The 25,581-nt window shown below is 72.6% G+C and carries 21 protein-coding genes, 1 pseudogene and 1 riboswitch; of the genes and pseudogenes, 14 read left to right on the forward strand and 8 right to left on the reverse strand.

Annotation, left to right across the window (positions count from 1 at the left end; translation table 11 throughout):
- Positions 1-395 precede the first annotated feature (395 nt).
- Positions 396-2,177 carry a cell division protein PerM gene (locus tag SYYSPA8_RS25545; RefSeq protein WP_323449641.1) on the forward strand — a complete coding sequence of 594 codons (1,782 nt, stop codon included), beginning with the start codon at positions 396-398 and terminating at the stop codon, positions 2,175-2,177.
- Between the two features lie 70 nt (positions 2,178-2,247).
- Here the strand turns inward: SYYSPA8_RS25545 and SYYSPA8_RS25550 are convergent, their stop codons facing one another.
- Complete coding sequence (locus tag SYYSPA8_RS25550) at positions 2,248-3,039, reverse strand: hypothetical protein (RefSeq protein WP_323449642.1); 792 nt, start codon at positions 3,037-3,039, stop codon at positions 2,248-2,250.
- A 352-nt stretch (positions 3,040-3,391) separates the two neighbouring features.
- Between SYYSPA8_RS25550 and purN the strand changes: the two genes are divergently transcribed.
- Together purN and purH are read left to right on the forward strand one after the other, a co-directional pair.
- A complete protein-coding gene (purN, locus tag SYYSPA8_RS25555) occupies positions 3,392-4,048 on the forward strand; it encodes a phosphoribosylglycinamide formyltransferase (RefSeq protein WP_407706078.1) in 657 nt (218 codons plus the stop codon).
- Positions 4,045-5,643, forward strand: a complete 1,599-nt coding sequence (gene purH, locus SYYSPA8_RS25560) for a bifunctional phosphoribosylaminoimidazolecarboxamide formyltransferase/IMP cyclohydrolase (protein ID WP_323449644.1) — start codon at positions 4,045-4,047, stop codon at positions 5,641-5,643. Before purN ends, purH begins: the two co-directional genes overlap by 4 nt.
- A gap of 108 nt (positions 5,644-5,751) precedes the next feature.
- On the opposite strand, the gene SYYSPA8_RS25565 is transcribed toward purH, so the two are convergent.
- Complete coding sequence (locus tag SYYSPA8_RS25565) at positions 5,752-7,176, reverse strand: protein kinase domain-containing protein (RefSeq protein WP_323449645.1); 1,425 nt, start codon at positions 7,174-7,176, stop codon at positions 5,752-5,754.
- Between the two features lie 438 nt (positions 7,177-7,614).
- A complete protein-coding gene (locus tag SYYSPA8_RS25570; RefSeq protein WP_323449646.1) occupies positions 7,615-8,199 on the reverse strand; it encodes a hypothetical protein in 585 nt (194 codons plus the stop codon).
- A 544-nt stretch (positions 8,200-8,743) separates the two neighbouring features.
- On the opposite strand from SYYSPA8_RS25570, the gene SYYSPA8_RS25575 reads away from it, so the two are divergent.
- The 8 genes and pseudogenes from SYYSPA8_RS25575 to SYYSPA8_RS25605 all read left to right on the forward strand — a co-directional run bounded on the left by SYYSPA8_RS25575 (position 8,744) and on the right by SYYSPA8_RS25605 (position 16,695).
- Entirely contained in the window at positions 8,744-9,607 is an 864-nt protein-coding gene (locus tag SYYSPA8_RS25575) for a bifunctional methylenetetrahydrofolate dehydrogenase/methenyltetrahydrofolate cyclohydrolase (protein ID WP_323449647.1), read from the forward strand.
- A 30-nt stretch (positions 9,608-9,637) separates the two neighbouring features.
- The gene (locus SYYSPA8_RS25580) at positions 9,638-10,357 is read left to right on the forward strand and encodes a DUF3017 domain-containing protein (RefSeq protein ID WP_323449648.1); all 720 of its coding nucleotides are present in this window, start codon (positions 9,638-9,640) and stop codon (positions 10,355-10,357) included.
- A gap of 460 nt (positions 10,358-10,817) precedes the next feature.
- The gene (locus tag SYYSPA8_RS25585) at positions 10,818-11,984 is read left to right on the forward strand and encodes a helix-turn-helix domain-containing protein (protein WP_323449649.1); all 1,167 of its coding nucleotides are present in this window, start codon (positions 10,818-10,820) and stop codon (positions 11,982-11,984) included.
- A 407-nt stretch (positions 11,985-12,391) separates the two neighbouring features.
- A complete protein-coding gene (locus SYYSPA8_RS25590) occupies positions 12,392-13,381 on the forward strand; it encodes a malate dehydrogenase (RefSeq protein ID WP_323449650.1) in 990 nt (329 codons plus the stop codon).
- A 240-nt stretch (positions 13,382-13,621) separates the two neighbouring features.
- Positions 13,622-14,788, forward strand: coding sequence for a DUF5954 family protein (locus SYYSPA8_RS25595; RefSeq protein WP_323449651.1), 1,167 nt, complete (start codon positions 13,622-13,624; stop codon positions 14,786-14,788).
- Between the two features lie 9 nt (positions 14,789-14,797).
- Positions 14,798-14,982 (forward strand): annotated as a pseudogene (locus SYYSPA8_RS38420) (PLP-dependent aminotransferase family protein); the annotation flags it as partial.
- A gap of 215 nt (positions 14,983-15,197) precedes the next feature.
- Positions 15,198-15,479 carry a hypothetical protein gene (locus SYYSPA8_RS25600; RefSeq protein WP_323449652.1) on the forward strand — a complete coding sequence of 94 codons (282 nt, stop codon included), beginning with the start codon at positions 15,198-15,200 and terminating at the stop codon, positions 15,477-15,479.
- 34 nt (positions 15,480-15,513) lie between these two features.
- Positions 15,514-16,695: a glutathionylspermidine synthase family protein gene (locus SYYSPA8_RS25605; RefSeq protein ID WP_323449653.1), complete on the forward strand. Its 1,182-nt coding sequence runs from the start codon at positions 15,514-15,516 to the stop codon at positions 16,693-16,695.
- 100 nt (positions 16,696-16,795) lie between these two features.
- Here SYYSPA8_RS25605 and rocD read toward each other — a convergent pair whose 3' ends face one another.
- Positions 16,796-18,004, reverse strand: coding sequence for an ornithine--oxo-acid transaminase (gene rocD, locus SYYSPA8_RS25610; protein ID WP_323449654.1), 1,209 nt, complete (start codon positions 18,002-18,004; stop codon positions 16,796-16,798).
- Positions 18,005-18,128: 124 nt separating this feature from the next.
- A riboswitch (ZMP/ZTP riboswitch) is annotated at positions 18,129-18,221 on the forward strand.
- Positions 18,222-18,257: 36 nt separating this feature from the next.
- Between rocD and SYYSPA8_RS25615 the strand changes: the two genes are divergently transcribed.
- Complete coding sequence (locus tag SYYSPA8_RS25615; RefSeq protein WP_323449655.1) at positions 18,258-19,556, forward strand: serine hydroxymethyltransferase; 1,299 nt, start codon at positions 18,258-18,260, stop codon at positions 19,554-19,556.
- 224 nt (positions 19,557-19,780) lie between these two features.
- Here the strand turns inward: SYYSPA8_RS25615 and SYYSPA8_RS25620 are convergent, their stop codons facing one another.
- The 3 genes from SYYSPA8_RS25620 to SYYSPA8_RS25630 all read right to left on the reverse strand — a co-directional run bounded on the left by SYYSPA8_RS25620 (position 19,781) and on the right by SYYSPA8_RS25630 (position 22,463).
- Positions 19,781-20,503: a hypothetical protein gene (locus SYYSPA8_RS25620; RefSeq protein ID WP_323449656.1), complete on the reverse strand. Its 723-nt coding sequence runs from the start codon at positions 20,501-20,503 to the stop codon at positions 19,781-19,783.
- A 262-nt stretch (positions 20,504-20,765) separates the two neighbouring features.
- On the reverse strand, positions 20,766-21,575 hold the full coding sequence (locus SYYSPA8_RS25625) for a hypothetical protein (protein WP_323449657.1): 810 nt from the start codon (positions 21,573-21,575) through the stop codon (positions 20,766-20,768).
- Positions 21,576-21,860: 285 nt separating this feature from the next.
- On the reverse strand, positions 21,861-22,463 hold the full coding sequence (locus SYYSPA8_RS25630; RefSeq protein ID WP_407706079.1) for an RNA polymerase sigma factor: 603 nt from the start codon (positions 22,461-22,463) through the stop codon (positions 21,861-21,863).
- Between the two features lie 55 nt (positions 22,464-22,518).
- Between SYYSPA8_RS25630 and trpS the strand changes: the two genes are divergently transcribed.
- A complete protein-coding gene (trpS, locus tag SYYSPA8_RS25635) occupies positions 22,519-23,595 on the forward strand; it encodes a tryptophan--tRNA ligase (RefSeq protein ID WP_323449659.1) in 1,077 nt (358 codons plus the stop codon).
- Between the two features lie 468 nt (positions 23,596-24,063).
- On the forward strand, positions 24,064-24,660 hold the full coding sequence (locus SYYSPA8_RS25640) for a 2'-5' RNA ligase family protein (RefSeq protein WP_323449660.1): 597 nt from the start codon (positions 24,064-24,066) through the stop codon (positions 24,658-24,660).
- Between the two features lie 49 nt (positions 24,661-24,709).
- Here SYYSPA8_RS25640 and SYYSPA8_RS25645 read toward each other — a convergent pair whose 3' ends face one another.
- Positions 24,710-25,465: a decaprenylphospho-beta-D-erythro-pentofuranosid-2-ulose 2-reductase gene (locus SYYSPA8_RS25645; RefSeq protein ID WP_323449661.1), complete on the reverse strand. Its 756-nt coding sequence runs from the start codon at positions 25,463-25,465 to the stop codon at positions 24,710-24,712.
- Between the last annotated feature and the right edge of the window lie 116 nt (positions 25,466-25,581).

Genomic DNA, 25,581 nt, shown 5'->3' on the forward strand with positions numbered 1-25,581 from the left:
GCGACACAGCGGGTATTCGCCCGTTACACGGAGAGAGCGCGTGTCGTTGGCAGCATGGCCGCGTGACCGAGACGACCGGGGCGACCGAGGCGGCAGGGACAGCAAAGGCAAAAGGAACAGCGGATACCGCAGAGACAACAGAGGCGCCAGAGACAGAAAAGGCAGCAGAGGCAGCAGAGGCAACAGAGGAAGCGAAGGCAGCGAAGGCAGCAGAGACCAAAGAGGGGAAGGGGACGGCAGGGACAAGGCGGGCGGCAGGCGCGTCGGAGCCGAGTCCTCCCTTTCCGCGGACCTCCGTACCCGTCCAGGGCAGCCGGAGACCCGCGCTGATCGCCTGCGTCGTACGCGGGGCCACGGCCGCGGGGCTCGGCCTCGGCGTCCTCACCGTCCTGGTGATGATGGTGTGGATCGGCGCCCCCTACCCGGACGACGGCCCCGGGGGAGCGCTGCACGCGGCCGCCGCGCTCTGGCTGCTGTCCCACGGCGTCGAACTGGTGCGCGTGGACACCCTCTCCGGCGGGCCCGCGCCGGTCGGCGTCGTACCGCTGCTGCTGGTGGCCCTGCCGGTCTCACTGATCCACCGGGCGGCGCGGGACGGGCTCAACCCCGATACCCACGGGCGGCGCCCCCGGCCGTCGCCGCAGGGCGCGGTCTGCGCGGTGACCCTGGGATATCTGCTGGTGGCCGCCGTGATCGCGGGTTACGCCGCCGGCGGCTCACCGGCGCCGGACGTGCTGAGCGCCCTGGGACATCTGCCGCTGGTGACCCTCGCCGCCGCGCTGGCCGGGGTGTGGACCGCCCGGGGCCGCCCCTGGGGGCCCCTGCCGGGCTGGCTCCCCGAACCGCTGCGGGTACGGCTCGCACGGACCCGGGTCGCGGTCGCGCTGCGCGCCGCCCTCGCGGGCACGCTGGTCCTGGCCGGGGGCGGGGCGCTGCTCGTCGCCGCCGGGCTGGTGTGGCACTCCGCCGCCGTACAGGACATGTTCCTCCAGCTGTCGACCGTCTGGTCGGGCCGGCTCGCGGTGCTGCTGCTCGCCGCGGCGCTGGTGCCGAACGCGTCGGTGTGGGGTGCCGCGTACGCCCTGGGGCCCGGATTCGCACTCGGCACGGAGGCCACGGCCACGCCCCTGGGGCTGACGGGCGACCCTGCCCTCCCGCCGTTCCCGCTGGTCGCGGCCGTGCCGGCGGCGGGGCCCGGCACGGTGTGGCACGGGGTCTGCCTCGCCCTTCCGCTCATGGCCGCGCTGGTGGTCGCGGCCTTCGTCGTGGCGCGGGCGGCGCCCCGGTTCCAGGACCGTGAGGTGGCGTGGAGCATCCGGGACACAGCGGCGACGGCGTTGCTGGCGGCGGTGGCCTGCGGGGTGGTGACGGCGGTGCTCTCGGCCGCCGCCGGCGGGCCGCTCGGCACGGAACGGCTGGTCGATTTCGGTCCCTTGTGGTGGCTGACGGGTCCGGCGGCGTTCTGCTGGATCACGGCCGTCGCCGTGCCGGTGGCGGTGACGGTACGGATCTGGCGGGTCCTGCTGGCGCGGCTCGCGGGGGCCGGGACGGGCATGGGGATGGGGGTCGCCGGGGTGCTGCGGAGCCTGGGGGTACGGGGGAAGGCGTGGAGAGGCGGGAGGAAGGCGAAGGCGCGAGCGGCGACCGCTGCCGCTCCCTCGGCCCCATCGGCCCTCTCCTCGGCCCCTTCCGCCTCCTCCGGGGCACCGGAACCGAAGGCCCCCCGGGGCTCTGCGGCCTCCCGCTCGTACGACTTCCTGCCGGAGCGTCCGCCGGTCACGGCCACGGCCACCGCCACGGTGCGGCCCGCGCCCACCGGGGACGTCGGAACGGAAGATTCTGAGCAGCAGCAAATCCGCCCGGACAAGGATCAAAAGAGCACGTCAGAAGAGAATTTGGTGGCCGCAGAGTCAGTAGCGGAGCAAGAAACGGAATCAGAGTGTGAGCCGGAGTCGGAACGCCGGTCCGGGCCCGCGCAGGCCCCCGCGCCCCCCTGGGCCGCGCCCGCCAGCCCCTGGCCCGAGGCGCCCGGCTCTTGGGGCGGCGCGGACCACCCCGCAGCCCCAAGCGCCCCTGCTGACTCCGCCGCGTCCACCTCGTCCACCCCGCCCGGAACAGCGAAAACCCCCGGGCCCGAAGAATCCGGACCCGGGGGTGACCGACGTGACGGAGGCTGACACCACCGTCACCGTCGAAGCTTCCCGGTGCTGATGCCTGATGCTGACGCCTGTTACGTGCTGACGCCTGTCACGTGCTGACGCCGAACAGCTCCCGCAGCGGCTCGGGCAGCTTCTCGTTGCACGCGATCTGCCCGTCCTTCGTCAGGGCGTCCCGCTCGCACGTGTAGAAGTCCCGGTAGACCAGCTGCGCGGCGAACGCCACCGCCACGACCATCAGCGCCAGGCCGCCCATCACCAGACCGGTCACCGCGGCCGTCCGCTGCGAGCGGCTCGCGGCCTGCGGCGACCCCGCCGCGCCCGCGCCGCCGTTCGCCCCGGCGGGCGCGGAGATCGCGTCGGCGCCCGGCCGCTTGCCCTTCGCCCGCAGCGAGCTGATGCCCCAGTAGAGCGCCAGCGCGCCCAGCAGCAGCGCGATCTCCATGAAGTCGAAGAGCGTGAAGAAGAAGGCCCACGCGCCCGAGAGCAGCGCGTACCGGGCCCGGCGCTGGGCCGGGTCCGTCGGGTCCCAGCGCAGGCCGGGCGGGGTGCCGCCGCCGCCCGAACCCTGCTGACCGCCCGGCCGGCCGCCGAAGCCGCCGCCGGACGAGCGCCCCGGCTGCCGGCTGCTCCACTGGCTGCCCCAGCCGCCCCGCTCGCCCTGGTCGCGGGAGCCGCCCTCATCGGACCCGGAGGACCCGGAGGAATCAGAAGAACCCGAGGAGTCCGACGATCCGGACTGGTCGTTCCGCGCGGGCCAGCGCGGCCGCCACGGCTGCGCCTGCCTGCCCTCGGGCGGCGCCGCGAACGGGTTGTCGCTGTCGTCGTTGGACTGGCGCTCCCGCGGCAACAGGAGGTCGGTACGGCGGCGTCGGTCCGGCATGTGGTGAACGTCTTCCCCTCAGACCCTGTCGCGCTCGGGTCTTGTGTCGTGGTGCCCGGCCCGGGGACGGGTGGTGTCCAGGGACGGGTGGTGCCCCCTGACGCTACCTCCCGTGCGTGCCCCCGTCCCGTGGGGGCCTTCCCGTGTGCCGGTATCGTTGCTGACGGTCGGCGTCTTCGTAGAGTTCCCCGTACCGGGGAGGACGAGTCATTCGTACGACCATACAAATTCGCACGCTCCGTATCCGCACCGGACCTGCGCAGGGCCCGGCGGCGGGAGGACACGGACGCGCCCGCGACAGACCGCCCCGCGACAGACCAGCGATCCGCGCGCGCCGCGTGCGCGATCCGAGATGCGAGAAAAGAGACCCGCAGTGGCCTCCCCGCCCCCTTCCGCCCGCCCCCTCCGCCTGGTCGTCCTGGTCTCCGGCTCCGGCAGCAACCTCCAGGCACTTCTCGACGCGAGCGTCGCCGATCCCGAGGGCCTCGGGGCCGAGATCGTCGCCGTCGGGGCCGACCGCTCGGGCATCGCCGGCCTGGAGCGCGCCGAGCGCGCCGGACTGCCGACGTTTGTCTGCCGGGTGAAGGACCACGACTCCCGTGACGCCTGGGACGGCGCGCTCGCCGAGGCGACGGCCGCGTACCGGCCGGATCTGGTGGTCTCGGCCGGTTTTATGAAGATCGTGGGCAAGGAGTTCCTGGCCCGTTTCGGGGGCCGGTACATCAACACCCACCCCGCCCTGCTGCCCAGCTTCCCCGGCGCGCACGGAGTGCGTGACGCGCTCGCGTACGGGGTGAAGGTCACCGGGTGCACCGTCCACTTCGTCGACGAAGGCGTCGACACCGGACCGGTCATCGCGCAGCGCGCGGTCGAGGTCCGGGACGGGGACGACGAAGCCGCTCTCCATGAGCGGATCAAGGAAGTCGAGCGTCTGCTGCTCGTCGAGGTCGTGGGGCGCCTGGCGCGCAACGACCACCGCATTGAGGGACGAAAGGTAATTTTCCCGTGACTGTTGACGCTCATGAGTCCGCTGTGACGCCCGAGGCGGGCCGCCGGGCCGTTCGGCGAGCGCTGATCAGTGTGTACGACAAGACGGGCCTGGAGGAGCTGGCGCGCGGGCTGCACGAGGCGGGCGTGGAGCTGGTCTCCACCGGCTCGACCGCCGGCCGGATCGCCGCCGCCGGTGTCCCGGTCACCAAGGTGGAGGAGCTGACCGGCTTCCCCGAGTGCCTGGACGGCCGGGTCAAGACGCTGCACCCGCGCGTGCACGCCGGGATCCTCGCCGACCTGCGGCTCGACTCCCACCGGGAGCAGCTCGCCGAACTCGGCGTCGAGCCCTTCGACCTGGTGGTCGTCAACCTCTACCCGTTCCGGGAGACCGTCGCGTCCGGCGCCACTCCCGACGAGTGCGTCGAGCAGATCGACATCGGCGGCCCCTCGATGGTCCGCGCCGCCGCCAAGAACCACCCGTCGGTCGCGGTGGTCACCAGCCCCGCGCGGTACGGGGACGTGCTCACGGCCGTCGCCGGGGGCGGATTCGATCTGACCGCCCGCAAGCGGCTCGCTGCTGAAGCGTTTCAGCACACCGCCGCGTACGACGTGACGGTGGCCTCCTGGTTCGCCGGCTCCTACGCGCCCGACGAGTCCGCGTCCGGCTCCGGTTTCCCGGACTTCACCGGCGTCACCTACCAGCGCTCCCAGGTGCTGCGGTACGGCGAGAACCCGCACCAGGGCGCCGCGCTGTACCTGGACGGCAGCGGTGGCCTGGCCGAGGCGGAGCAGCTGCACGGCAAGGAGATGTCGTACAACAACTACACGGACACCGAGGCCGCCCGCCGCGCCGCGTACGACCACGCCGAGCCCTGTGTCGCGATCATCAAGCACGCCAACCCCTGCGGCATCGCGACCGGCGCCGACGTGGCCGAGGCGCACCGCAGGGCGCACGCCTGCGACCCGCTGTCCGCGTTCGGCGGGGTGATCGCGGTCAACCGCCCGGTCTCCGTGGCGATGGCCGAGCAGGTCGCGGAGATCTTCACCGAGGTGATCATCGCCCCGGGGTACGAGGACGGCGCGGTCGAGGTGCTCGCCCGCAAGAAGAACATCCGGGTGCTGCGCTGCGAGGGCGCGCCCGCCGCGACCGTCGAGACCCGGCCGATCGACGGCGGCGCGCTGGTGCAGGTCACCGACCGGCTCCAGGCCGCCGGCGACGACCCGGCGAACTGGACGCTGGCGGCCGGTGAGCCGCTGGACGAGGCCGGCCTCGCCGAGCTGGCGTTCGCCTGGCGCGCGTGCCGTGCGGTCAAGTCCAACGCGATCCTGCTGGCCAAGGGCGGTGCCTCGGTCGGCGTCGGCATGGGCCAGGTCAACCGCGTGGACTCGGCCAAGCTGGCCGTGGAGCGGGCGGGCGAGGAGCGGGCGCGCGGCTCGTACGCGGCGTCGGACGCGTTCTTCCCGTTCCCGGACGGGCTGGAGATCCTGCTGGCCGCCGGGGTCCGGGCCGTGATCCAGCCCGGCGGTTCGGTCCGGGACGAGCAGGTGGTGGAGGCCGCGAAGAAGGCCGGTGTGACCATGTACTTCACGGGTACGCGCCACTTCTTCCACTGACACGCGGGATACCCGGGATACCCGGGATGCCTGGGTACGGGGGGTGCGGCACGGTCTCCGGCCGTGCCGCACCCCCCGTCCGCCGCGAGCGGGGGTGCCCGCGGTGGATCAGCAGTTCGGCAGCCACCGCACCGAGCGGATCAGCACCCTTCCGTCCAGATTCCGTCGCTCCAGGGGCTGGAGGCACCCCACCGGCTCCTGGAAGTCGGTGTGCCCGTAGAACCGGGCATGGGGCAGCTCGCCCTCGTACCCGTTGTTCAGCACCGACTTGGGGGCGGTGCTCCGGCCCCACTCACAGGTGTTGAAGCCGGGGTGCCAGTCGCGTTCGTCGTCGTACCACGCGCACATCTCCCCCTGGCCGTTCTCCTCGCTGAAGAAGCAGATGTCTCCGACGGTGCAGCGGTCGTAGCCGGCGGCCTCCGCCATCGGGGCCTCCCGCACCAGCAGTCCTCCCACCACGCCCGCCACCACGACGCCGGTCGCGAGTCCCCAGAGGAGGGCGGAGCCGACCAGGGGGCCGAGCCGGCCGCGCCGGGCGAGCCGTCTGCGGGGCAGCCGTGGTGAGGGCAGCCGCGGCGAGGGCCGGGTGCCCGCCGCCGCCTCGACCCGGCGCAGCAGGCCGGCGGTGTCGATCCGGCCGCGTTCCTCCGGGGTACGGGCCAGACAGTCCCGCACGATGTCCCGCCACGCGTCGGGCAGCCCGGCCGACAGCCGCAGCTCCTCCTCCCCCCGCGCGTACCGCACGGCGGCGTCGCGGCGGGTGCCCGGGGTGGCCCCCGGCAGGGGGTGGGAACCGGTGAGCACCAGATGGGCGAGGACGCCGAACGCCCAGAGGTCGACGGCGGGCCCGACGGGCTGTTCGCGCTCGCCGTCCGCGGACCAGAGGAGTTCGGGGGCGGTGCAGTCGGTGGTCCGGAGCGCGGGGGCGTAGCCGAGGACGGTGGGCGCGCGGCCGCGGCCGGTGCGCCCGGGCTCGGTGGCCAGATGGAAGTCCCCGAGGCGTACGGTCCGGTCGGGCAGCAGCAGCACGTTGCCCGGGGTGAGACCGCCGTGGACCCAGCCGGCGCGGTGGAGCTGGCGCAGCCCGTCGCAGATCTGGGCGAGCAGCCCGGGGCCGGTGACGGGGCACGGCCCGTGCCGCAGCAGTTCGCCGAGCGAACTCTCGGCCCGTTCCATGACGAGCACGGTGGCGCCGTGGAGCAGGGGTTCGGAGGGATCGTCGATGGTGCGGATCTCGTGCGTCCGGACCAGCCGGGGCGCCGGGACGCCGCGCAGCAGCTCCGGCTGGCGCTCCGTGATCCGCCGCAGATGCTGGAGCTGCCGCTCGGTGCGGGTGCCGGGCGGAAGGAACTTCAGCGCGGCGGCGACGGGGGCGACAGCGGTGCCGGAGGTGGTCGAGGTGGTCCCCGAGGGCCGCTCGGCGGCGTACACCGTGGCGAACGCGCTGGTGGCGATGGGTGCGCCGACCTGCCAGGGGCCCACGCGGTAGCCGGGGCGCACCGGCAGCGCCAGGGAGTCGAAGTGGAGGCTCACCGTACGGGCGCCGGTGCCGGTGCGGATGCCGGTTCTGGTGCCCGTACTCGTACTCGTACTCGTACTGGTGCCTGTACCTGTACTGGTGCCTGTACCTGTACTGATACTGATGCCTGTACACATACACCGGTCGTTCCTCGGCGGACCGCCACGGGATCGTGATCCCGGCGGCCTGCCGGTGCGGCCATCACGACGCTGCGCTGCACGGCTGACCCCTCCCCTGAAGCCCCCGTCCGATGGGATGTGCCGCCAGGGTAGGAACCGCCGATAAACGTCTGCACAACGTGGCTTGTGACACCGCGTTGACCGGGGAGTCCGTGGCCGGCCACGACCACTGTCCGCAACGGGTGGGACGGTCGTGGCCTTTCCCGGGTTCCGTGACCGGGCCCGGCGTTTGGGCCCGGAGTTCCGGTCAAGCGTTCCGGTCACGCGTTTCGGTCAGGCGCGGGGCCGGTTGAACCAGGCGGAGCCCGCCGAATTCCCGGTGAACACCGCGATCAGAACGGCAGGGACCAGATGCAGCAGACCGAGGATCGTGAACGGGTAGAGCGCGAGCACGGCGGTCACGATGCCGAAGATCATGATCGTGACGCGCATGCCATTGCGGCCGGCGGAGAAACGGGTGCCGAGGAACGCGGCGAACACGAGCCACACCAGGGCGAAGACACCGAAGGCGTAGAAGACTTCCGCGCCGAAACCCAGTTCTTCGGCGATGCTGACCGTTTCGGTGTCGCTCGTCCCGTCGCTGCTCGTCCCGCCGTTCTTCTCGTCGTCGGCCACGAGGGCGCCGAGACCGAACATCATGGCCGCGCCGAGCAGCTGAAGGGCGACGACGACCCAGGTCAGCACCTGTGCGGCCCGCACGGTGCTCGGCATGGTGAGCGGGCCGGGGCCGCCGTAGCCCCCGTAGCCGTCGGGTCCGCCGTAACCGCCCGGTCCGTACGCCTGGAGCGGGGGCGCCTGCGGAAAGCCGAATCCCGGCTGCTGTCCCGATTGCCCAGGCTGTCCAGGCTGTCCCGGCATGTTCTGCTGTCCGGGATAGGGCGCGGGATTCGGTCCGGGCGCCTGGCCGGGGACCGGTCCTGGTGTGCCTTCCGACTTATGGCCGTAAGGGTTGTTCGGATCGCCGAAGCTCATGACGGGAAAACCTCTGTCGGTCGCGTTATGGGTTCTGCCCGCGGGAAAACGGAACAGTTCCCGGGTGGATACGGGAAGTGCTGAGCGGTACCGGACGCAGACCGGTGCCGTGCGGACCGGCGGAGCGGCTGAGCAGCGCGGCGACAACGGCGGATCCGACCGGGCCGACCGCTGTTTCCGCAGCTCCTCCTCGCCATCGTGGATTTTTGATCAACATTTTGTCCAGCCGGTTGCGGGACGGAACAGAGGATGTTGTGCAAGCGCAACACGGGGTTTTGGGCAGCGGCGCCGGGGCGGGGCGGCGGCCGGTCCCGAGCGGGTGCGCGGGAGCGGGCGGGGGCGGCCGGGGGCGGTTCGGCGGCCGGGCGGGATGGGAACGGGATGGGAACGGGATTGGAACCGGGGCGGGTCCATCCGCCAGGATGGAGCCATGACCGCCCAGATTCTCGATGGCAAGGCCACCGCAGCCGCGATCAAATCCGATCTGACCGCCCGCGTGGCGGCCCTCCAGGCGAAGGGGGTGACCCCCGGTCTCGGCACCCTGCTCGTCGGCGACGACCCGGGCAGCCGCTGGTACGTGAACGGCAAGCACCGCGACTGCGCCCAGGTCGGCATCGCGTCGATCCAGCGCGAGCTGCCCGCGACCGCCACCCAGGAGGAGATCGAGGCGGTCGTCCGCGAGCTGAACGAGAACCCGGAGTGCACCGGCTACATCGTGCAGCTGCCGCTGCCCGACGGCATCGACACCCACCGGGTGCTGGAGCTGATGGACCCGGCGAAGGACGCGGACGGGCTGCACCCGGTGAGCCTCGGCCGGCTGGTGCTCGGCATCGAGGGCCCGCTGCCCTGCACCCCGTACGGCATCGTGCAGCTGCTCCGCCACCACGATGTGGAGATCAAGGGCGCGCACGTGGTCGTGGTCGGGCGCGGGATCACCATCGGCCGGCCCATGCCGCTGGTGCTGACCCGCAGGTCGGAGAATGCGACCGTGACCCAGTGCCACACGGGCACCCGTGACCTCTCGTCGCATCTGCGCCAGGCGGACATCATCATCGCGGCGGCCGGCGTACCGCACCTGATCAAGCCCGAGGACGTGAAGCCGGGCGCGGCGGTGCTGGACGTCGGTGTCAGCCGGGACGAGAACGGCAAGATCGTCGGGGATGTGCACCCCGGGGTCGCCGAGGTGGCCGGCTGGGTGGCGCCGAACCCCGGCGGTGTCGGGCCGATGACGCGCGCGCAGCTCCTGGTCAACGTGGTCGAGGCGGCGGAGCGCGCGGCCGCCGGGGCCCACTGACGGCGAGCGGCGGGCGGGAAGAGGGCCCTGATGGGCGTACGGATGAACGACGACCGCGAGGTGCGTGAGGAGCGGGCGACGGCGGAAGGCGCCGAGCCCGGTTCCGGTTCTGGTTCCGGTTCTGGTCCTGGTTCCGGTTCCGGTTCCCTGCCGGAGTCCGGCGCGTCCTCGGCCGAGGCCCGGGACGCGGACGAGAGCACCGGCCAGGGTCCCGATCGGGGTCCCGACCGAGATCCCGCTCAGGGCGGTGGCGTGGACGAGAACGAGGGACACGGGAACAGCGAGGACGAGGGCGCGAGCGCGGGTGAGGGAGAGGGCGAGGGCGACGGCGGGCAGCCGGCCGCCCGTTCGACCTCCCGTCGGCCGCCGACCGTCACCACGGACACCGCCCGGCCCGAGGGCGGTGGCCGGGCCGCTCCCGGCGATGCCCCCGCCCCGGCCCGTCAGTGGCCCCTGCTCACCGTGGTCGGCCTCACCGGCGTCGGGCTGCTGATCGTCGGCCTGGACCTCTTCACCGAGGCGTTCCGCGTCGGCACGATCCTGATCGGTCTGGCCCTGATCGTGGGCGCGGTGCTGCGCCGGGTGCTCCCGTCCGTGGGCATGCTCGCCGTGCGGTCGCGCTTCACCGACATGATCACGTACGGCCTGATGGGCGTCGCGATCACGCTGCTCGCGCTGGTGGCGCAGCCGAAACCCTGGCTGGAACTGCCGTTCCTGGAGGAGATGGTCCGCTACCTGGTCGGCCGCTGACACACCGGCCACCGGCGCGGACGCACCGGCCGCACGGAGGGTCCGGCCCCCGGGCCCCGATCCGTTCACCCGATCCGTTCACCCGATGTGGGCCGCCACGACGCCCGTCCTTCCCCCGGGGGAGGGGCGGGCGCTGTCGGGTACGGGGGTGGACGCCGTCGCCCCGTCCCGCGCGGCCGCCGGCGCCCACCGTGGCGGAACTTCCCGTTCCGAAGGGGTCCGGCCGTAGTGGTCAACGGTGCGCCGCAGGTGGGAGACTGGGGCGGCGGTCGCGCCCTGACGGATCAGGGCCACAGCGCGTTCCACTCGCTTCCGTGCACATTGCCGTCGGGAACTGACATCCTGACCTTGCGCATCTCATCGGTTGATCCCACCGGGGCCGCCGGGGGACGGCCTGGGCGCACGGTCGCGGTGCGCGGCACGCACCTACGGTCGGGGGACAGAGGGGGGTAGAACCACCATGGCTCGTTGGAAGGCGCTTCCGGAGGATTTGGACCCGGAAGTCCGGGAGTTCGCCGAGCGGCTGCGGCGGCTCGTCGACGGCAGCGGGCTGAGCGTCGCGGCGGTCTCGGACCGCACCGGTTACAGCAAGACGTCCTGGGAGCGGTATCTCAACGGGCGGATCCTGGCACCGAAGGGCGCGGTCGTCGCACTCGCCGAGGTCACCGGCGCGAACCCGGTCCATCTCACCACCCTGTGGGAGCTGGCCGAGCGGGCGTGGAGCCGGGCCGAGGCCCGGCACGACCGCACGATGGAGCAGATACGCATATCCCAGGCGCGGGCCGCGCTGGAGAAGCTCGAATCCGCTCGCGGCACCGGGGCGGGTGCCGGGGGCGGGCGTACCGGGCCTACGCAGGGGAGCGGCCCGGCCGTGCACGGCGACACCGCTGGATCCGGCCAGGCCGGAATGGGTCAGGCCGGAACGGGTCAGGGGAGACGGAGAGCCGCGCCCGCGCGCGGCGGGCGATCCGGCCCCGGTGGCGGTCGCAGGGGTGTCATGATCCTGGCGGCTGCGGCCGGTGTGGTCGCGGTGGCCGTCGCCGCCGTCCTGATCAGCGGGGTCGGCGGTGGTGACGACACGACCGAGCCGGCGGGCCGGGCCGCAGCCGAGCCCCTGGGCCGCTCCGCCTCCTCGTCGGCCTCGGCGCCTGCGGCTCCCTCTGCGGTGAACGACCCGAACGACCCGAACACCGGTACCGGCACCGATGTCGATGACGACACGGACGGCACGGACGACGATGTCGACGACACGGACCTGGACGCGGACGGCGACGACGACGCCGACGACGCGGCCAAGTGCACCGGCGACAGCTGTACCGGCGGCAACCCCGAGGCCATGGGCTGCGGCGGCGACCTCGCCTCGACGGTGTCGTCGGCGACGGTCGGCACCGCCAAGGTCGAGGTCCGCTACAGCAAGGCGTGCAAGGCGGCCTGGGCCCGGATCACCGAGGGCACGGCGGGGGACAAACTGGAGATCAGCACCGACGGCAAGGGTCTCCAGAACGGCGTGGTCGACGCGCAGGGCAACGCCTACACGGCGATGACGGCCGTACCCGAGGGGTCCATGGCGACGGCCTGTACGACGGTGGTGGCCACGGGCGCGAAGAGCTGTACCGACAAGGGGTGAACCCGCCCGGAGGGTGAGGTGGACCCTCCGGGGGCCGCCGCCGGAGGGCTCCGGTTCCCGCCGGGGCCGACGCCGTCCGGCCGCTGTCCAGCCGTCGTCCAGCCGTTGCCGGGCCGTCGTCCGGGCGCTGTTCCGCCGTTGGCCCGCCGCCGTTCCGGGGCCGGGCGGGGACCGGGCGCCAGGGCGTGATCCGCGCCACAAGGGTCCGGGGCCGACGGGCGGACAAGGTCGGATAGCCTGACCGCTGGATGTCTCTTCACATCAAGATTCGTGTGTCCGTGTCACCGAGTGCCCCGAGGTTCCGTCCCCGGGGTACGCGGCGCCGCGCGGGCGTGTGACCTGGTGCGAAGGGCCGTTCCGGACCTGGGGCAGGGACCCCCGACGCCTGCTGTCTTACGGAGATCGCCATGACCCGCACTCCCGTCAACGTCACCGTGACCGGCGCGGCCGGCCAGATCGGTTACGCGCTGCTGTTCCGTATCGCCTCCGGCCACCTGCTCGGTCCGGACGTGCCGGTCAAGCTGCGCCTTCTGGAGATCACCCCGGCTCTGGGCGCTGCCCAGGGCACCGCGATGGAGCTGGACGACTGCGCCTTCCCGCTGCTGCGCGGCATCGATATCACCGACGACCCGAACGTGGCCTTCGACGGTGCGAACGTCGCCCTCCTCGTCGGCGCCCGCCCCCGCACCAAGGGCATGGAGCGCGGTGACCTGCTGGAGGCCAACGGCGGCATCTTCAAGCCGCAGGGCCGGGCCATCAACGACCACGCGGCGGACGACATCAAGGTCCTCGTCGTGGGCAACCCGGCCAACACCAACGCGCTGATCGCGCAGGCCGCCGCCCCGGACGTACCGGCGGACCGCTTCACCGCGATGACCCGCCTCGACCACAACCGCGCCATCTCGCAGCTGGCCGCGAAGACCGGCGCCGCCGTCTCCGACATCAAGCGTCTGACGATCTGGGGCAACCACTCGGCCACCCAGTACCCGGACATCTTCCACGCGGAGATCGCCGGCAAGAACGCCGCCGAGACCGTGAACGACGAGGCGTGGCTGGCCGACACCTTCATCCCGACCGTCGCCAAGCGCGGTGCGGCGATCATCGAGGCGCGGGGCGCGTCCTCCGCCGCCTCCGCCGCGAACGCCGCGATCGACCACGTCCACACCTGGGTCAACGGCACCGCCGACGGCGACTGGACCTCCATGGGCATCCCGTCGGACGGCTCGTACGGCGTGCCGGAGGGCCTGATCTCCTCCTTCCCGGTGACCACGAAGGACGGCCGCTACGAGATCGTCCAGGGACTGGAGATCAACGAGTTCTCCCGCACCCGGATCGACGCCTCGGTGCAGGAGCTGGCGGAGGAGCGCGACGCGGTGCGCGCGCTCGGCCTGCTCTGATCCGTTCCGCAGCGCCCGCAGGTCCGCAGGATCCCCTAGGAGGACTCTTCTGAGCCGGTCCCGGGAGGCTTCGGGCCCGCTCCACGGCCTCGGTCATCTGTTCCCGTGTTCCGCCCCCGTCCGCCTTTTCCCAGGCGGCGGGGGCGGTTCCCGTTCCACGGCGGGTCCTGCCCGCGCGCAGCGCCGTCCCGTTCGGGTATTCGGGGCATCCGTGCGCCGGGGAGCGGACACACTGAGCGCATGAACGAGTACGGTGAGGGAGCACCCGCGTATCTGACCTTCCGGGTGATGCCCCAGCAGGGACCCATCGCGGCCTTCGCGGAGGAGGAGGCGCTGCGGGCGCGCGAGCGCTATCCGGAGCTGATGGGGATGGGGACGACGCCCACGTTCCACTACACCCGGGAGTCGGATCTCGGCGGCTGGGAGATCCTGGACACGGGTGGCTTCACCCCGCAGGACGCCCGTGATGGGCTGGGGTCCCACTTCCGTCAGATGGCCTCCCAGGCGCAGGGCAAGAAGCGGGTCAGGGCCCTGATGGCGGCGGTGGACAAGCTGGATTGGGTCGCCGTGGACGAGATGAGGGTCCTCGGCCGCCGCTACCGGATCGTCCGGGGGGAGCAGTTCATCCGGATGGGGCCCGACGGTCCGGAGCCGCCGCGCCCGTCCGATCCCGACCCGGCGCGCGGCGCGCCGGGGGACTCCCTCACGCCGCCGAGCCGGACCCAGGGCTTCCTGATCGACCCGTACACCGGAACCGGACTCTCCGACGGGCTGCTCCGCTTCGATCTGGCGAACTTCGTGATCACGCCGAGCGCCGTGTCGGAGGAGGTCTTCCGGGACGCCCGTCTCGCCCGGCACACTCACCCCGGGACGGTGCTGCTGCCGGCCGAGTTCGCCATCGCCGAGAAGGAGGGCGGCCGCTGGCGTTCCTACCTGGGCGCCTGCCCGACACCGCAGAGCGCGCGGGCCACGCTGTCGACGCACTTCCGGGTCTTCAAACCGGCCATGGAGGACCTGACCGAGGAGGAGGAGCAGGCCTACGCCCGCGCCGCCGACCGGCTGGACGACGAGCGCGGCATGGGCGTCACGGTCCTCGGGCGCCGCTTCCGGGTCATCCGGGTGGAACAGGTCGTCCGGATCGGTCCCGACGGTCCGGAGCCGCCCCGGCCGTCGGACCACGACCCCGAGCCGCCGCCGTCCGCCCACGTCAAGCAGTTGAAGGACGAGGGCCTCTGGCAGGAACCGGAGGACCTGCCGCCGCTCGAACTGTCGCCTCGGCACGAGCGCATGATGGCGCTGCTGGAGGAGGACCGGGCCCGCCGCAAGGCGCGTGCCGAGGCGTACGAGTCCCGTATGCAGGCCCTCCGTGAGCGCAACCGGAAGGGCGGCGACCTCCCGGCGGAATGAGCCGCGCGCCCGGCGGCGGCCGAGCGCGCGCCCGCCGCCCGGGAGGTACTGGAGACGGAGGGCCTGTCCGCGTTCCGCCCCCCGGATGTATCCCTCGACTGCCCCCGGGGCGGGACGCGCTGGTCGTCGGGTACGGGCGCCCCAGCGAGAGCGCCTGGTCAGGGGCCCTGGACGCGCTCTGCCGGGTGCTGCCCCGAGGTGCGTGTGCGCCCGGTTCCGCACCCCGGACCCGGTCCTGGGAGAGCCCCGGACCCGATCCCGGGAGAGCTGTGGCCACGGTCCGGAACGAGGTGATCGGCGTACCGGCTTGAAACCGACCTCCTGGTTCCCACTAGTCTGGCGGGCGATTCGGCATATTCAGACAGCGGTTCCGCTGTCGAACTCTTCAACGACGGGGGGCGGACGGCTGATGCCACGACGCAGACTGAGGTCCAGCACGGTGGTGCTCGGAGGCATGGGAGTGCTCGCGCTGACGATCACCTCCTGCGGATCGGAACCCGACCGGCGCTGCGCCGACCCGCTCTCCCGGGACCAGCTGCCCAGCTACGAGTGCGGCAGCTCCACCGGCAAGGGCCGCTACTACTACGGCGGCGACATCACGGGCGGCACCGTCGAGGGCGGCAGCTTCGACAAGAGCGCGGTCGAGCGGAACGGCTTCGGCTGCTCCGGTTCCGGCTCCGGCGGCGGCTGAGCCGGCCCGCCCGGCCGGCCGGACCGAGGACCCCATGAAACGCCACACCATCGAACCCCGCCCGGGCTGGCAGGAGACCGTCGAGGAACAGGGCTGCGTCTATCCGCTCACCCGGTTCCCCGACGGCTCGCTGCGCCCCTACTGGGACGAGAGCGCCTACTACGTCTTCTCGCTGTCCGAGGTCGAGCAGCTGGAGGAGGTGGTCGAGGAACTGCACACCATGTGCCTGGCCGCCGCCGCGCACATCGTGGAACGGGACCGCTTCGCCGAGCTGGGCATCACCGACCCCCGGCTCGCCGGTCTCGTCACCGAGTCCTGGCGGCGCCGGGCCGAGCTGCCGTCCCTCTACGGCCGCTTCGACCTCCGCTACGACGGCACCGGCCCGGCCAAGATGCTGGAGTACAACGCGGACACCCCGACCTCGCTGGTCGAGGCGGCGAGCCCGCAGTGGTTCTGGATGGAGGAACGCTTCCCCGGCGCAGACCAGTGGAACTCGCTCCACGAGCGGCTGGTCGGGGCCTGGCGGCGACAGGCCCGGCTGCTGCCGCCCGGGCCGGTGCACTTCGCCCACTCGGACGCGGACGAGCTGGGCGAGGACCTGATGACGGTGGCCTATCTGCGCGAGACCGCCCAGCAGGCCGGGCTGGACACCGAGGCACTGTCGGTGGAGCGGATCGGGTGGGACCGGCTCTCCGGCCGCTTCGTGGACGAACGGCTGCGGTTCATCCGCACCTGCTTCAAGCTCTACCCGTGGGAGTGGCTGGCCACCGACAGCTTCGGCCCGCACGTCCTCGACACCCTCGACAACGGTGGCGGCACCGGGACCACCTGCTGGATCGAGCCCGCCTGGAAGATGCTCCTCTCCAACAAGGCGCTGCTCGCGATCCTGTGGGAGCTGTATCCGGGACATCCGAACCTGGTGCCCGCCTATCTCGACGGGCCCCGGGAACTCGCCGACGGGCGCGGCTATGTGACCAAACCCCTCCTGGGCCGGGAGGGCGCGGGCGTCACCCTGCACCCGCCGGGAGAGCCGCCCGTGGTCCGCGACGAGCCCTGCTGCTACCAGGAGCTGGCCCCGCTGCCCGACTTCGACGGCAACCGGGTGGTCCTCGGCGCCTGGGTGGTCGAGGACGAGGCCGCCGGACTCGGCATCCGGGAGTCCGCCGGCCCGGTCACCGACGGCTACGCACGCTTTATCCCCCACGTGATCCTCTGACCACCGGGCGGCTCGGGCTGCCCGGGCTGCCTGGTGGTCAGGCGGCTCGGCGGCTCGGCAGCCCGGCGGCCCGGTGGTCAGACGGCCGGAAGCCCGGCGGTCAGGCCGAGAGAACCGCTCTCAGCTGGTCCAGACCCCAGTCCAGATCCTCCTTGCTGATCACCAGGGGCGGGGCGATCCGGATGGTCGACCCATGGGTGTCCTTCACCAGGACACCCCGGTCCAGCAGCCGCTCGGAGATCTGCCGGCCGGTGCCGAGGGCGGGGGCGATGTCCACGCCCGCCCACAGCCCGCGGCCCCGGACCGCCCGGACGGCGTCGGTGCCCGCCAGCAGCCCCAGCTCATGGTGGAGATGCTCGCCCAGCTCGGTCGCGCGCTGCTGGTACTCGCCGGTGCGGAGCATCGCGATCACCTCCAGGGCGACGGCACAGGCCAGCGGATTCCCGCCGAACGTGGACCCGTGCTCGCCGGGCCGGAACACCCCCAGCACCTCGCGGGAGGAGACCACGGCGGAGACCGGCACCACACCACCGCCCAGCGCCTTGCCGAGCAGATAGACGTCGGGGACCACGCCTTCGTGCTCACAGGCGAAGGTCCGGCCGGTCCGGCCCAGACCCGACTGGATCTCATCCGCGATGAACAGCACATTCCGCTCGCTGGTGAGCCTGCGGACCCCCGCCAGATACCCCGGCGGCGGCACCAGCACCCCGGCCTCGCCCTGGATCGGCTCCAGCAGCACCGCCACCGTGTTCTCCGCGGTGACCGCCGCGTCCATCGCGGTCAGATCGCCGTAGGGGACGATCTCGAACCCCGGCGTGTACGGACCGTAGTCCGCCCGCGCCTCCGGGTCGGTGGAGAAACTGATCACCGTGGTGGTCCGGCCGTGGAAGTTGTCGGCGGCCACGACGATCTTCGCCAGGTTGTCCGGCACGCCCTTGACCCGGTAGCCCCACTTGCGGGCCGTCTTCACCGCCGTCTCCACCGCTTCCGCGCCGGTGTTCATCGGCAGCACCATCTCCATCCCGCACAGCTCCGCCAGTCGGGTGCAGAAGTCGGCGAACCGGTCGTGGTGGAAGGCGCGGGAGGTCAGCGTGACCCGCTCCAGCTGGGCCCTGGCCGCGTCCAGGAGCCTTCTGTTGCCGTGGCCGAAGTTCAGCGCCGAGTAACCGGCGAGCATGTCGAGATAGCGGCGCCCCTCGACATCGGTCATCCAGGCGCCCTCCGCCGACGCGATGACGACGGGGAGCGGGTGGTAGTTGTGCGCGCTGTGGGCCTCGGCCGCTGCGATGGCACGCTCGGAAGCAGACACGGGATCTCCTCATCATCTTCCTGAGACAGGGCGTCCTGCGTGGGGCGGGGTGCCGCCCCTGGTTCTATCGTCGCTCGCATGCCGGACAGGGAAACCTCCCGGCACACCCACGTCCTAAGGTGGGAGTACGCAGGGCGACTGGCGTAACGCGGAAGGAACCGCGGGGGAGCCGTGCGCGCAGGAACGGTACGAGGCGCCGCCCGCCTGGGCGCCCCGGGCAGCCCTGACGTCACCAGGACCCGGAGAACACGCCATGACCTCCCATCCCCCCGCCCCTTCCCCCTCCTCCCCCTCTCCCGAGCACCCCGCCCTCGCCGCCGCCGACCCGGAACTGGCGGCCCTGATCCACGCCGAGGAACGGCTCCAGGCCGACACCCTCCGCCTGATCCCCAGCGAGAACTACGTCTCCGCCGCCGTGCTGGAGGCATCCGGCACGGTGCTCCAGAACAAGTACAGCGAGGGCTACCCCGGCCGCCGCTACTACGAGGGCCAGCAGAACATCGACCAGGTCGAACAGCTCGCCGTCGACCGCGCACGCGCCCTCTTCGGCGTCGACCACGCCAATGTCCAGCCCTACTCCGGCTCCCCGGCCAACCTCGCCGTCTATCTCGCCTTCGCCGAGCCCGGCGACACCGTCATGGGCATGGCCCTGCCGATGGGCGGCCATCTGACCCACGGCTGGGGTGTCTCGGCCACCGGCACCTGGTTCCGCGGCGTGCAGTACGGCGTACACAAGGACACCGGTCTCGTCGACCTCGACCAGGTACGTGAACTGGCCCTCAAGGAACGCCCCCGCATCCTCTTCTGCGGCGGCACCGCCCTGCCCCGCACGATCGACTTCGCCGCCTTCGCCGAGATCGCCCGCGAGTCCGGTGCGGTCCTGGTCGCCGACATCGCCCATATCGCCGGACTGATCGCGGGCGGCGCGCACCCCTCTCCGGTGCCCCACGCCGACGTGATCTCCACGACCACCCACAAGACCCTGCGCGGCCCGCGCGGCGCGATGCTGATGTCCCGCGCGGAACACGCCAAGGCCATCGACAAGGCGGTCTTCCCCGGACTCCAGGGCGGTCCCCACAACCAGACCACCGCCGCCATCGCGGTCGCCCTGCACGAGGCCGCCCGGCCCGCCTTCCGCGACTACGCGCACGCCGTCGTGGCCAACGCCCGCGCGCTCGCGGAAGCCCTGCTCGCCCGGGGCTTCGATCTGGTCTCCGGTGGCACCGACAACCATCTGATCCTGATGGACCTCAGCCCCAAGGACGTCCCGGGCAAGGTCGCCGCCAAGGCCCTGGACCGGGCCGGTGTCGTCGTCAACTACAACACCGTCCCGTACGACACCCGCAAGCCCTTCGACCCCTCCGGCATCCGCATCGGCACCCCCTCCCTCACCTCGCGTGGACTCGACACCGGGCACATGACCACCGTCGCCGACTGGATCGACCGGGGCGTGACCGCCGCCCGCTCGGGCGACGAGGAAGCGCTCGCGGTCATCCGCGCCGAGGTCGCCGAACTGATGGCCGCATACCCGGCCCCCGGCCTGGCTCCCTGACCCCTGGCTCCCTGGGCTCGTGACCTCCTGACCTCCTGACCTCCTGACCTCCTGGGCTTCTGGGCTTCTGGACCTCTTGGTCCACCCGGTCCCTTCCGGGTCTCCTTGGCCGGGCGGTCCTGTCCAGCCCTGTCCAGCCCTGTCCGGCGGGCCCGGTCGGCTGCCCGCCCCTCCGGCGGGTGCCGACCGCTCGCCCGGCCAGCAGGTGGCCGGGCGGGACGGGGTCAGCCGTCGAGAAGTTGGCGGCGGGGGCCCGGGTCGCCGAGGGTGCCCCGGCGGCGGATGCGTGGCTGAGACAACCTGGCCGCCCAGGGGCGGGCCACCAGCAGGGCCAGGAGCGCGCCGGCGGCCAGCCCCGGCAGGGACCACCACCAGCCCGTGGCCGCCGTGGCCGCATCCGATGACGCGGCCGTCCGCTCCAGGGACCGGGCCGGGGCCTGCTCTCCACCCCCGGTGGCGTCGGAGGCCGCCCCGCCGGTCCCCTCGGCCGCGCTCCCCTCCCCGCTCTGCTCCTGACCCGCATCACCCGGCCCGGACATCAGCCCCAGTTCCTTGAGGAGCGCCCGCAGCTCCTTGGGCCGCTCCGCCTTGTGCCAGGCGCTCTGCATCGTCTGGACATCCTCGATGGTCTCCACCCACAGAACCCCCTTCGGCTGCGGATAGACCCGGTCGACCCGCCAGGGCGCTATCTCGTGCGCCATCCAGGCCACATTGACCTGCCCGTTCTCCGTGGGAAGCTCGCTGACCGACGACGGCCGCTCCGCCCGCCCGCCTCCGGTCGAACGGGTCAGCAGGGACAACAGCCGCTCATAGACGCTGCCCTCACCGTCGTTGTAAAAAGCGGTCGCCCTGGTCGTGGCGGGCGAGGTGAGCAGCACACTCGTCGGCCCGCCCGCCACGGCCGGCGGTGCGACGAAGCAGCTCAGCACGAACATCGTCAGCAGCACGGCGATCCGGCGCGGCCACAGCGGCGCGCGCAGCCCCCGGGGCCGCCCCTCCGGCGAAGACCTCAGCGGTCGTGGCAGCTCCGGCGCTCGCCGTCGCGATCGAGGAAGCAGTCCTGGCTCACGCATCACGTCCCCCATTCGGCTCCCCGGCGCGGCCCCTCCGCGCCGGGTCACCTCTGATACACCGGCCAGCCCGGTCAGGTTCCCTCTCTCCGGCGGAATCCGCCGCCGGGGACGGGATCCCCCCCCCGCTCTCCCGGTTCTACTCGAGGCCGGCGGACCCGCCGTCCGCGTCGGTACCGGTATCGGCGGCCGAGGCCGCGATCTCCTCGGCCCGGGCCTGCTCCCGCACCCCCTCCAGCCGCAGGGTGATCCCGTCCTCCTCGTCGATCCAGAGCAGGGTCGGCCCCGCCTCGCGCCCGCTCTGCGGCCACTCACCGCCCCGGTCGTCCTGGAGCGCGGACTTCAGCCGGTGCGGCCGGTCGAACCAGAGTGCCTCGCTGTCGCCGATGCTCAGCCAGTGCGGTGGCGCGGTGACCGTCTTGGCGAAGCCGAAGCCGATCCTGCCCGGGAACTGGTCGAGCCGGATCGTCCGCCCCCGCTCCCGCCAGCACAGACTGACCAGCGAACGACCCGAGGGCCCCGCCGTCACCGACACGGCGTCCGGCTCGCCCAGCGCCTCCGGCACCCGCACCCGGAACCCCGCGCGGCGCTCCGCGTCGGACCGGGCCACCGTGCTCCCGCACCACGGGACGCGCGGGTCCGACGGGTCCGACGGATCCGCCGACGGCGCGGAAGAGGTGTGCCCGCCGGACCGGGGCGGGTCGTACCGCACCTGCACTCCGCCGAAGCCGAACCAATCCGCCACCTCGGCCCGCACCGGAGGGGTGAGCACCAACACCACGAGGGTGCCGGACGCCAGCCCGGACAGCATCAGGGCCGGTCTGCGCCACCGCCCGAGCAACCACAGCCGCAGCCGCTCCGAACGGCGGGGCGGCGGGGGAGCGGGAGTGGGCACCGCGTCGGCGATCAGCTGCGCGAGGACCCGCTCGGCCATCGTCCCGCCGGACACATCGGGAATCCTGATCCCCCGCCCGAGCGCGCGCAGCTCCTCCGCCAGCTCCTCAGCCCCCGGCGGATCCCCGACAACCGGATGACCGACAGCCGGATCCCTGGAAACCCGCGAGCCTTCCCGACCGCCCAGCGGACCGCCCACCGGAGGACCGTCCCTCATCGCCCCGTGCTCTCCGCTCTCGTCGTGCTGTCCGTGTCCGCCGCGCCTCCAGCGCCACCACGGCCCGCCGGCACCGTCACCACTGCCCTCACCACCGCCGTCGCTCACACCCCTCACCTCCTCTCACCTCCCCTCGGCTCCTATGACCCGCCCCAGCTTGGCCAGCGCGCGGCTCAGCCGGGACTTCACCGTGCCCCGGGCGACCCCCAGCGCCTGGGCCGTCTCCGCCTCGTCCATCTCCAGGAGATAGCGGTAGGCGACCACGGTGCGCTGCTCCTCGCTCAACTCCTCCAGGGCGGCGACCAGCTCCGTACGCCGCTCGACGGCGATGGCGGCCACCGCCGGGTCGGCCGACTCCGGTATCAGCGGCTCGGGCCTCAGGAGCGATGCCTCCCGCCCCACCAGCTCCCGCGCCCGCCCGGCCGACCGCAGTGTGTTCCTGGTCTCATTGACCACGATCCGCAGCAGCCAGGGCCGGAACCGCGCGCCCTCCCGGAACCGCCCCAGCGACTGATACGCCTTGAGGAAGGCGCTCTGCACCACGTCCTCGGCATCCGACCCGGCGCCGAACGCCACGGCGGCCCGCAGCGCGACCGCCGTATGGGCGCGCACCAGCTCCGCGTACGCCTCCGGCTCGCCGGCGCGCACCCGGGCGATCACCGCCCCCTCGTCGATGACGCTGCGGCCCTCCTCCAGGACCTCCACGGCCCCCCTCCGCGTGCTCACGCCTTTTCTACACCGCCGAGCGGAGATCGGTTCCCCACCTGAGAGAATGAAGGACATGGCCCAAGAGCACCCGCCCGTCACCCCCGTACAGCCCTCCCGCGCTCCCCACGGTGACGCCGCACCGCACCGCCGTCCCCGGGCTCTCTCCGGTATCCAGCCCACCGCCGGCTCGTTCCACCTCGGGAACTACCTCGGGGCGGTCCGCCAGTACGTGGCGCTCCAGGAGACCCACGACGCGTTCTACATGGTCGTCGACCTGCACGCGATCACGGTTCCGCAGGAGCCGGCCGCGTTGCGCGCGAACACCCGGCTCGCCGTGGCGCAGCTGCTGGCCGCCGGTCTCGACCCCGAGCGCTGCACCCTCTTCGTGCAGAGCCATGTCCCGGAGCACGCGCAGCTCGGCTGGGTGATGAACTGCCTCACCGGCTTCGGCGAGGCGTCCCGGATGACGCAGTTCAAGGACAAGGCGGCCAAGCAGGGTGCCGACCGGGCCACCGTGGGGCTCTTCACGTACCCGATCCTCCAGGTCGCCGACATCCTCCTCTACCAGGCGGACGCGGTGCCGGTGGGCGAGGACCAGCGCCAGCACATCGAGCTGACCCGCGATCTCGCCGACCGCTTCAACACCCGCTTCGGCGACACGTTCACCGTGCCCGCCCCGCACATCGTCAAGGAGGTCGCGAAGATTTACGACCTCCAGGACCCGGCGATCAAGATGAGCAAGTCGGCGTCCACGCCCAAGGGCCTGATCAACCTGCTGGACGAGCCGAAGGCGACCGCGAAGAAGGTCAAGAGCGCGGTCACCGACACCGACACGGTGATCCGCTTCGACCCGGCCGAGAAGCCCGGCGTGAGCAATCTGCTGACCATCTACTCCACCCTCACCGGCCGCACCATCGCCGAGCTGGAGAAGGAGTACGAGGGCCGGATGTACGGGGCGCTCAAGACCGATCTCGCCGAGGTGATGGTGGAGTTCGTCACTCCGTTCCGGGCCCGGACCCAGGAGTACCTGGACGACCCGGACACGCTGGACGTGATCCTGGCCAGGGGCGCGGAGAAGGCCCGTGCCGTGGCCGCCGGGACGCTGGCCGCCGCGTACGACAGAATCGGCCTGCTGCCCCCGAGGACCTGAGCCCCCGAGGCCCTGAGCCCGCGAGGCCCTGAGTCCGCGAGTGCCTGACCCGGGCCCGCCCCTCCGAGGACCTGATCCCCGGATCCAGGCCCCCCGGACCCAGGCCCTCGGAGCCAGGACCCCCGTGCGGTGACCCCGGGGCAGCGGTCCACCGGCCACTGCCCCGCCGGTCCCTGTGCCCCGGGCACCCCGGGGCACACCTGGATGCCCGTACGACCGGACGCACGGACGTACGCATGCCCGTACGGCCCGGCATCGCCCCCGTACGCCCGGCGCCGGGCCCCGCCGGCGGCCCGGTTTCCGGGGGGCGGGATCGGCACGGGCCGGCCGGGGCCCGGCCCGTGTGTCCAACGCCTCTGGCCACATCCGCCGTACAGCCGCCACACTGGCGCCTGTACGACCACCACCCGATGGTGACCACCGTTCCATGGGCCCGCCCGCGCCCCTGGATGACTGAAGGAGAACGACGTGGGGACCGTAACGCTCGGCGTTTCGATCGCGGTCCCGGAGCCCTACGGCAGCCTGCTCCAGGAGCGGCGCGCGTGCTTCGGGGATCCCGCCGCGTACGGCATTCCCACCCACGTCACCCTGTTGCCGCCCACCGAGGCCGCCCCGGAGCTGCTGCCCGCCGTCGAGGCCCACCTCACCGAGGTCGCGGCCGCGAGCCTGCCGTTCCCCATGCGGCTGTGCGGCACCGGCACCTTCCGGCCGGTGTCACCGGTGGTCTTCGTCAACGTCGTGGAGGGCGCCGCCGCCTGCTCCTGGCTCCAGAAGCGGGTACGGGACGCATCGGGCCCGCTCGAACGCGAGCTCCAGTTCTCGTACCACCCCCATGTCACCGTCGCGCACGCCATCGACGAGCCGGCCATGGACCGGGCGTACGCGGAGCTGGCCGACTTCGAGGCCGCCTGGACCTGCGCCTCCTTCGCCCTGTACGAGCAGGGGCCGGACGGCGTCTGGCGCAAGCTGCGCGAGTTCGCGTTCGGCGGAGGTATCGGCTCCGTTCCTGCCCAGGGCCAGCCGGTCGACGAGCCGGAGCCGGCCGGTCCCGCTGTCACCTCCTGAGTCTGAGCCTGAGCCCGAGTCTGAGTCCTGACCCCGCTCCCCGGCCGCCTCACACATCCAGCCGGCGGAAAATCGCCCTCGGTACATGCCGCAGCGCCGCCATGACCACCCGCAGAGCCCCGGGTACCCACACCACCTCCGAACGGCGCCGCAGCCCCCGTTCGACCGCCAGGGCCACCTCCTCCGGGGTGGTGGCGAGCGGCGCCTCCGGCAGCCCCGCCGTCATCCGCGTACGCACGAAACCGGGGCGTACGACCATCACATGGACCCCGGTCCCGTACAGCGCGTCCCCGAGCCCCTGGGCGAAGGCGTCGAGCCCGGCCTTGCTGGAGCCGTAGATGAAGTTGGTGCGCCGGGCCCGTTCGCCCGCGACCGACGAGAGCACCACGAGCGAGCCGTGGCCCTGGTTCTGGAGGGCTGCCGCGCAGACCAGTCCGGCCGAGACGGCGCCGGTGTAGTTGGTCTGGGCGACCCGGACGGCGGACGGCGGGTCGCCTTCGTCGTTGGCCTGGTCGCCGAGGACACCGAAGGCGAGCAGCACCAGATCGATGTCGCCCTCCGTGAAGACCTTCCCCAGCACCTCCTCGTGCGCGGCGGGGTCGAGCGCGTCGAAGGTGACCGTACGGACGTCCGCGCCGAGCGCGCGCAGCCCGTGGGCCGCCGCGTCCCGTTCGGGTGAGGGCCGGCCCGCGAGCCAGACCGTACGGGTACGGCGGGTGATCAGCCGCCGGGCGACGGCGAGGCCGATCTCCGAGGTGCCGCCGAGGACGAGCAGGGACTGCGGGGTGCCGAAGGCGTCCTTCATGGCTGCTGCTCCTTGAGCGCGTTGTGGGACTGGAGGGACCAGAGGGACCGGAGGGTCGGAGAGATCGAAGGGACCGGAAGGGACCGGAAGGGACCGGAACGGGTCGAAAGGGCTGA

The organism is Streptomyces yaizuensis (genome assembly GCF_034961445.1).
GTDB lineage: Bacteria > Actinomycetota > Actinomycetes > Streptomycetales > Streptomycetaceae > Streptomyces > Streptomyces yaizuensis.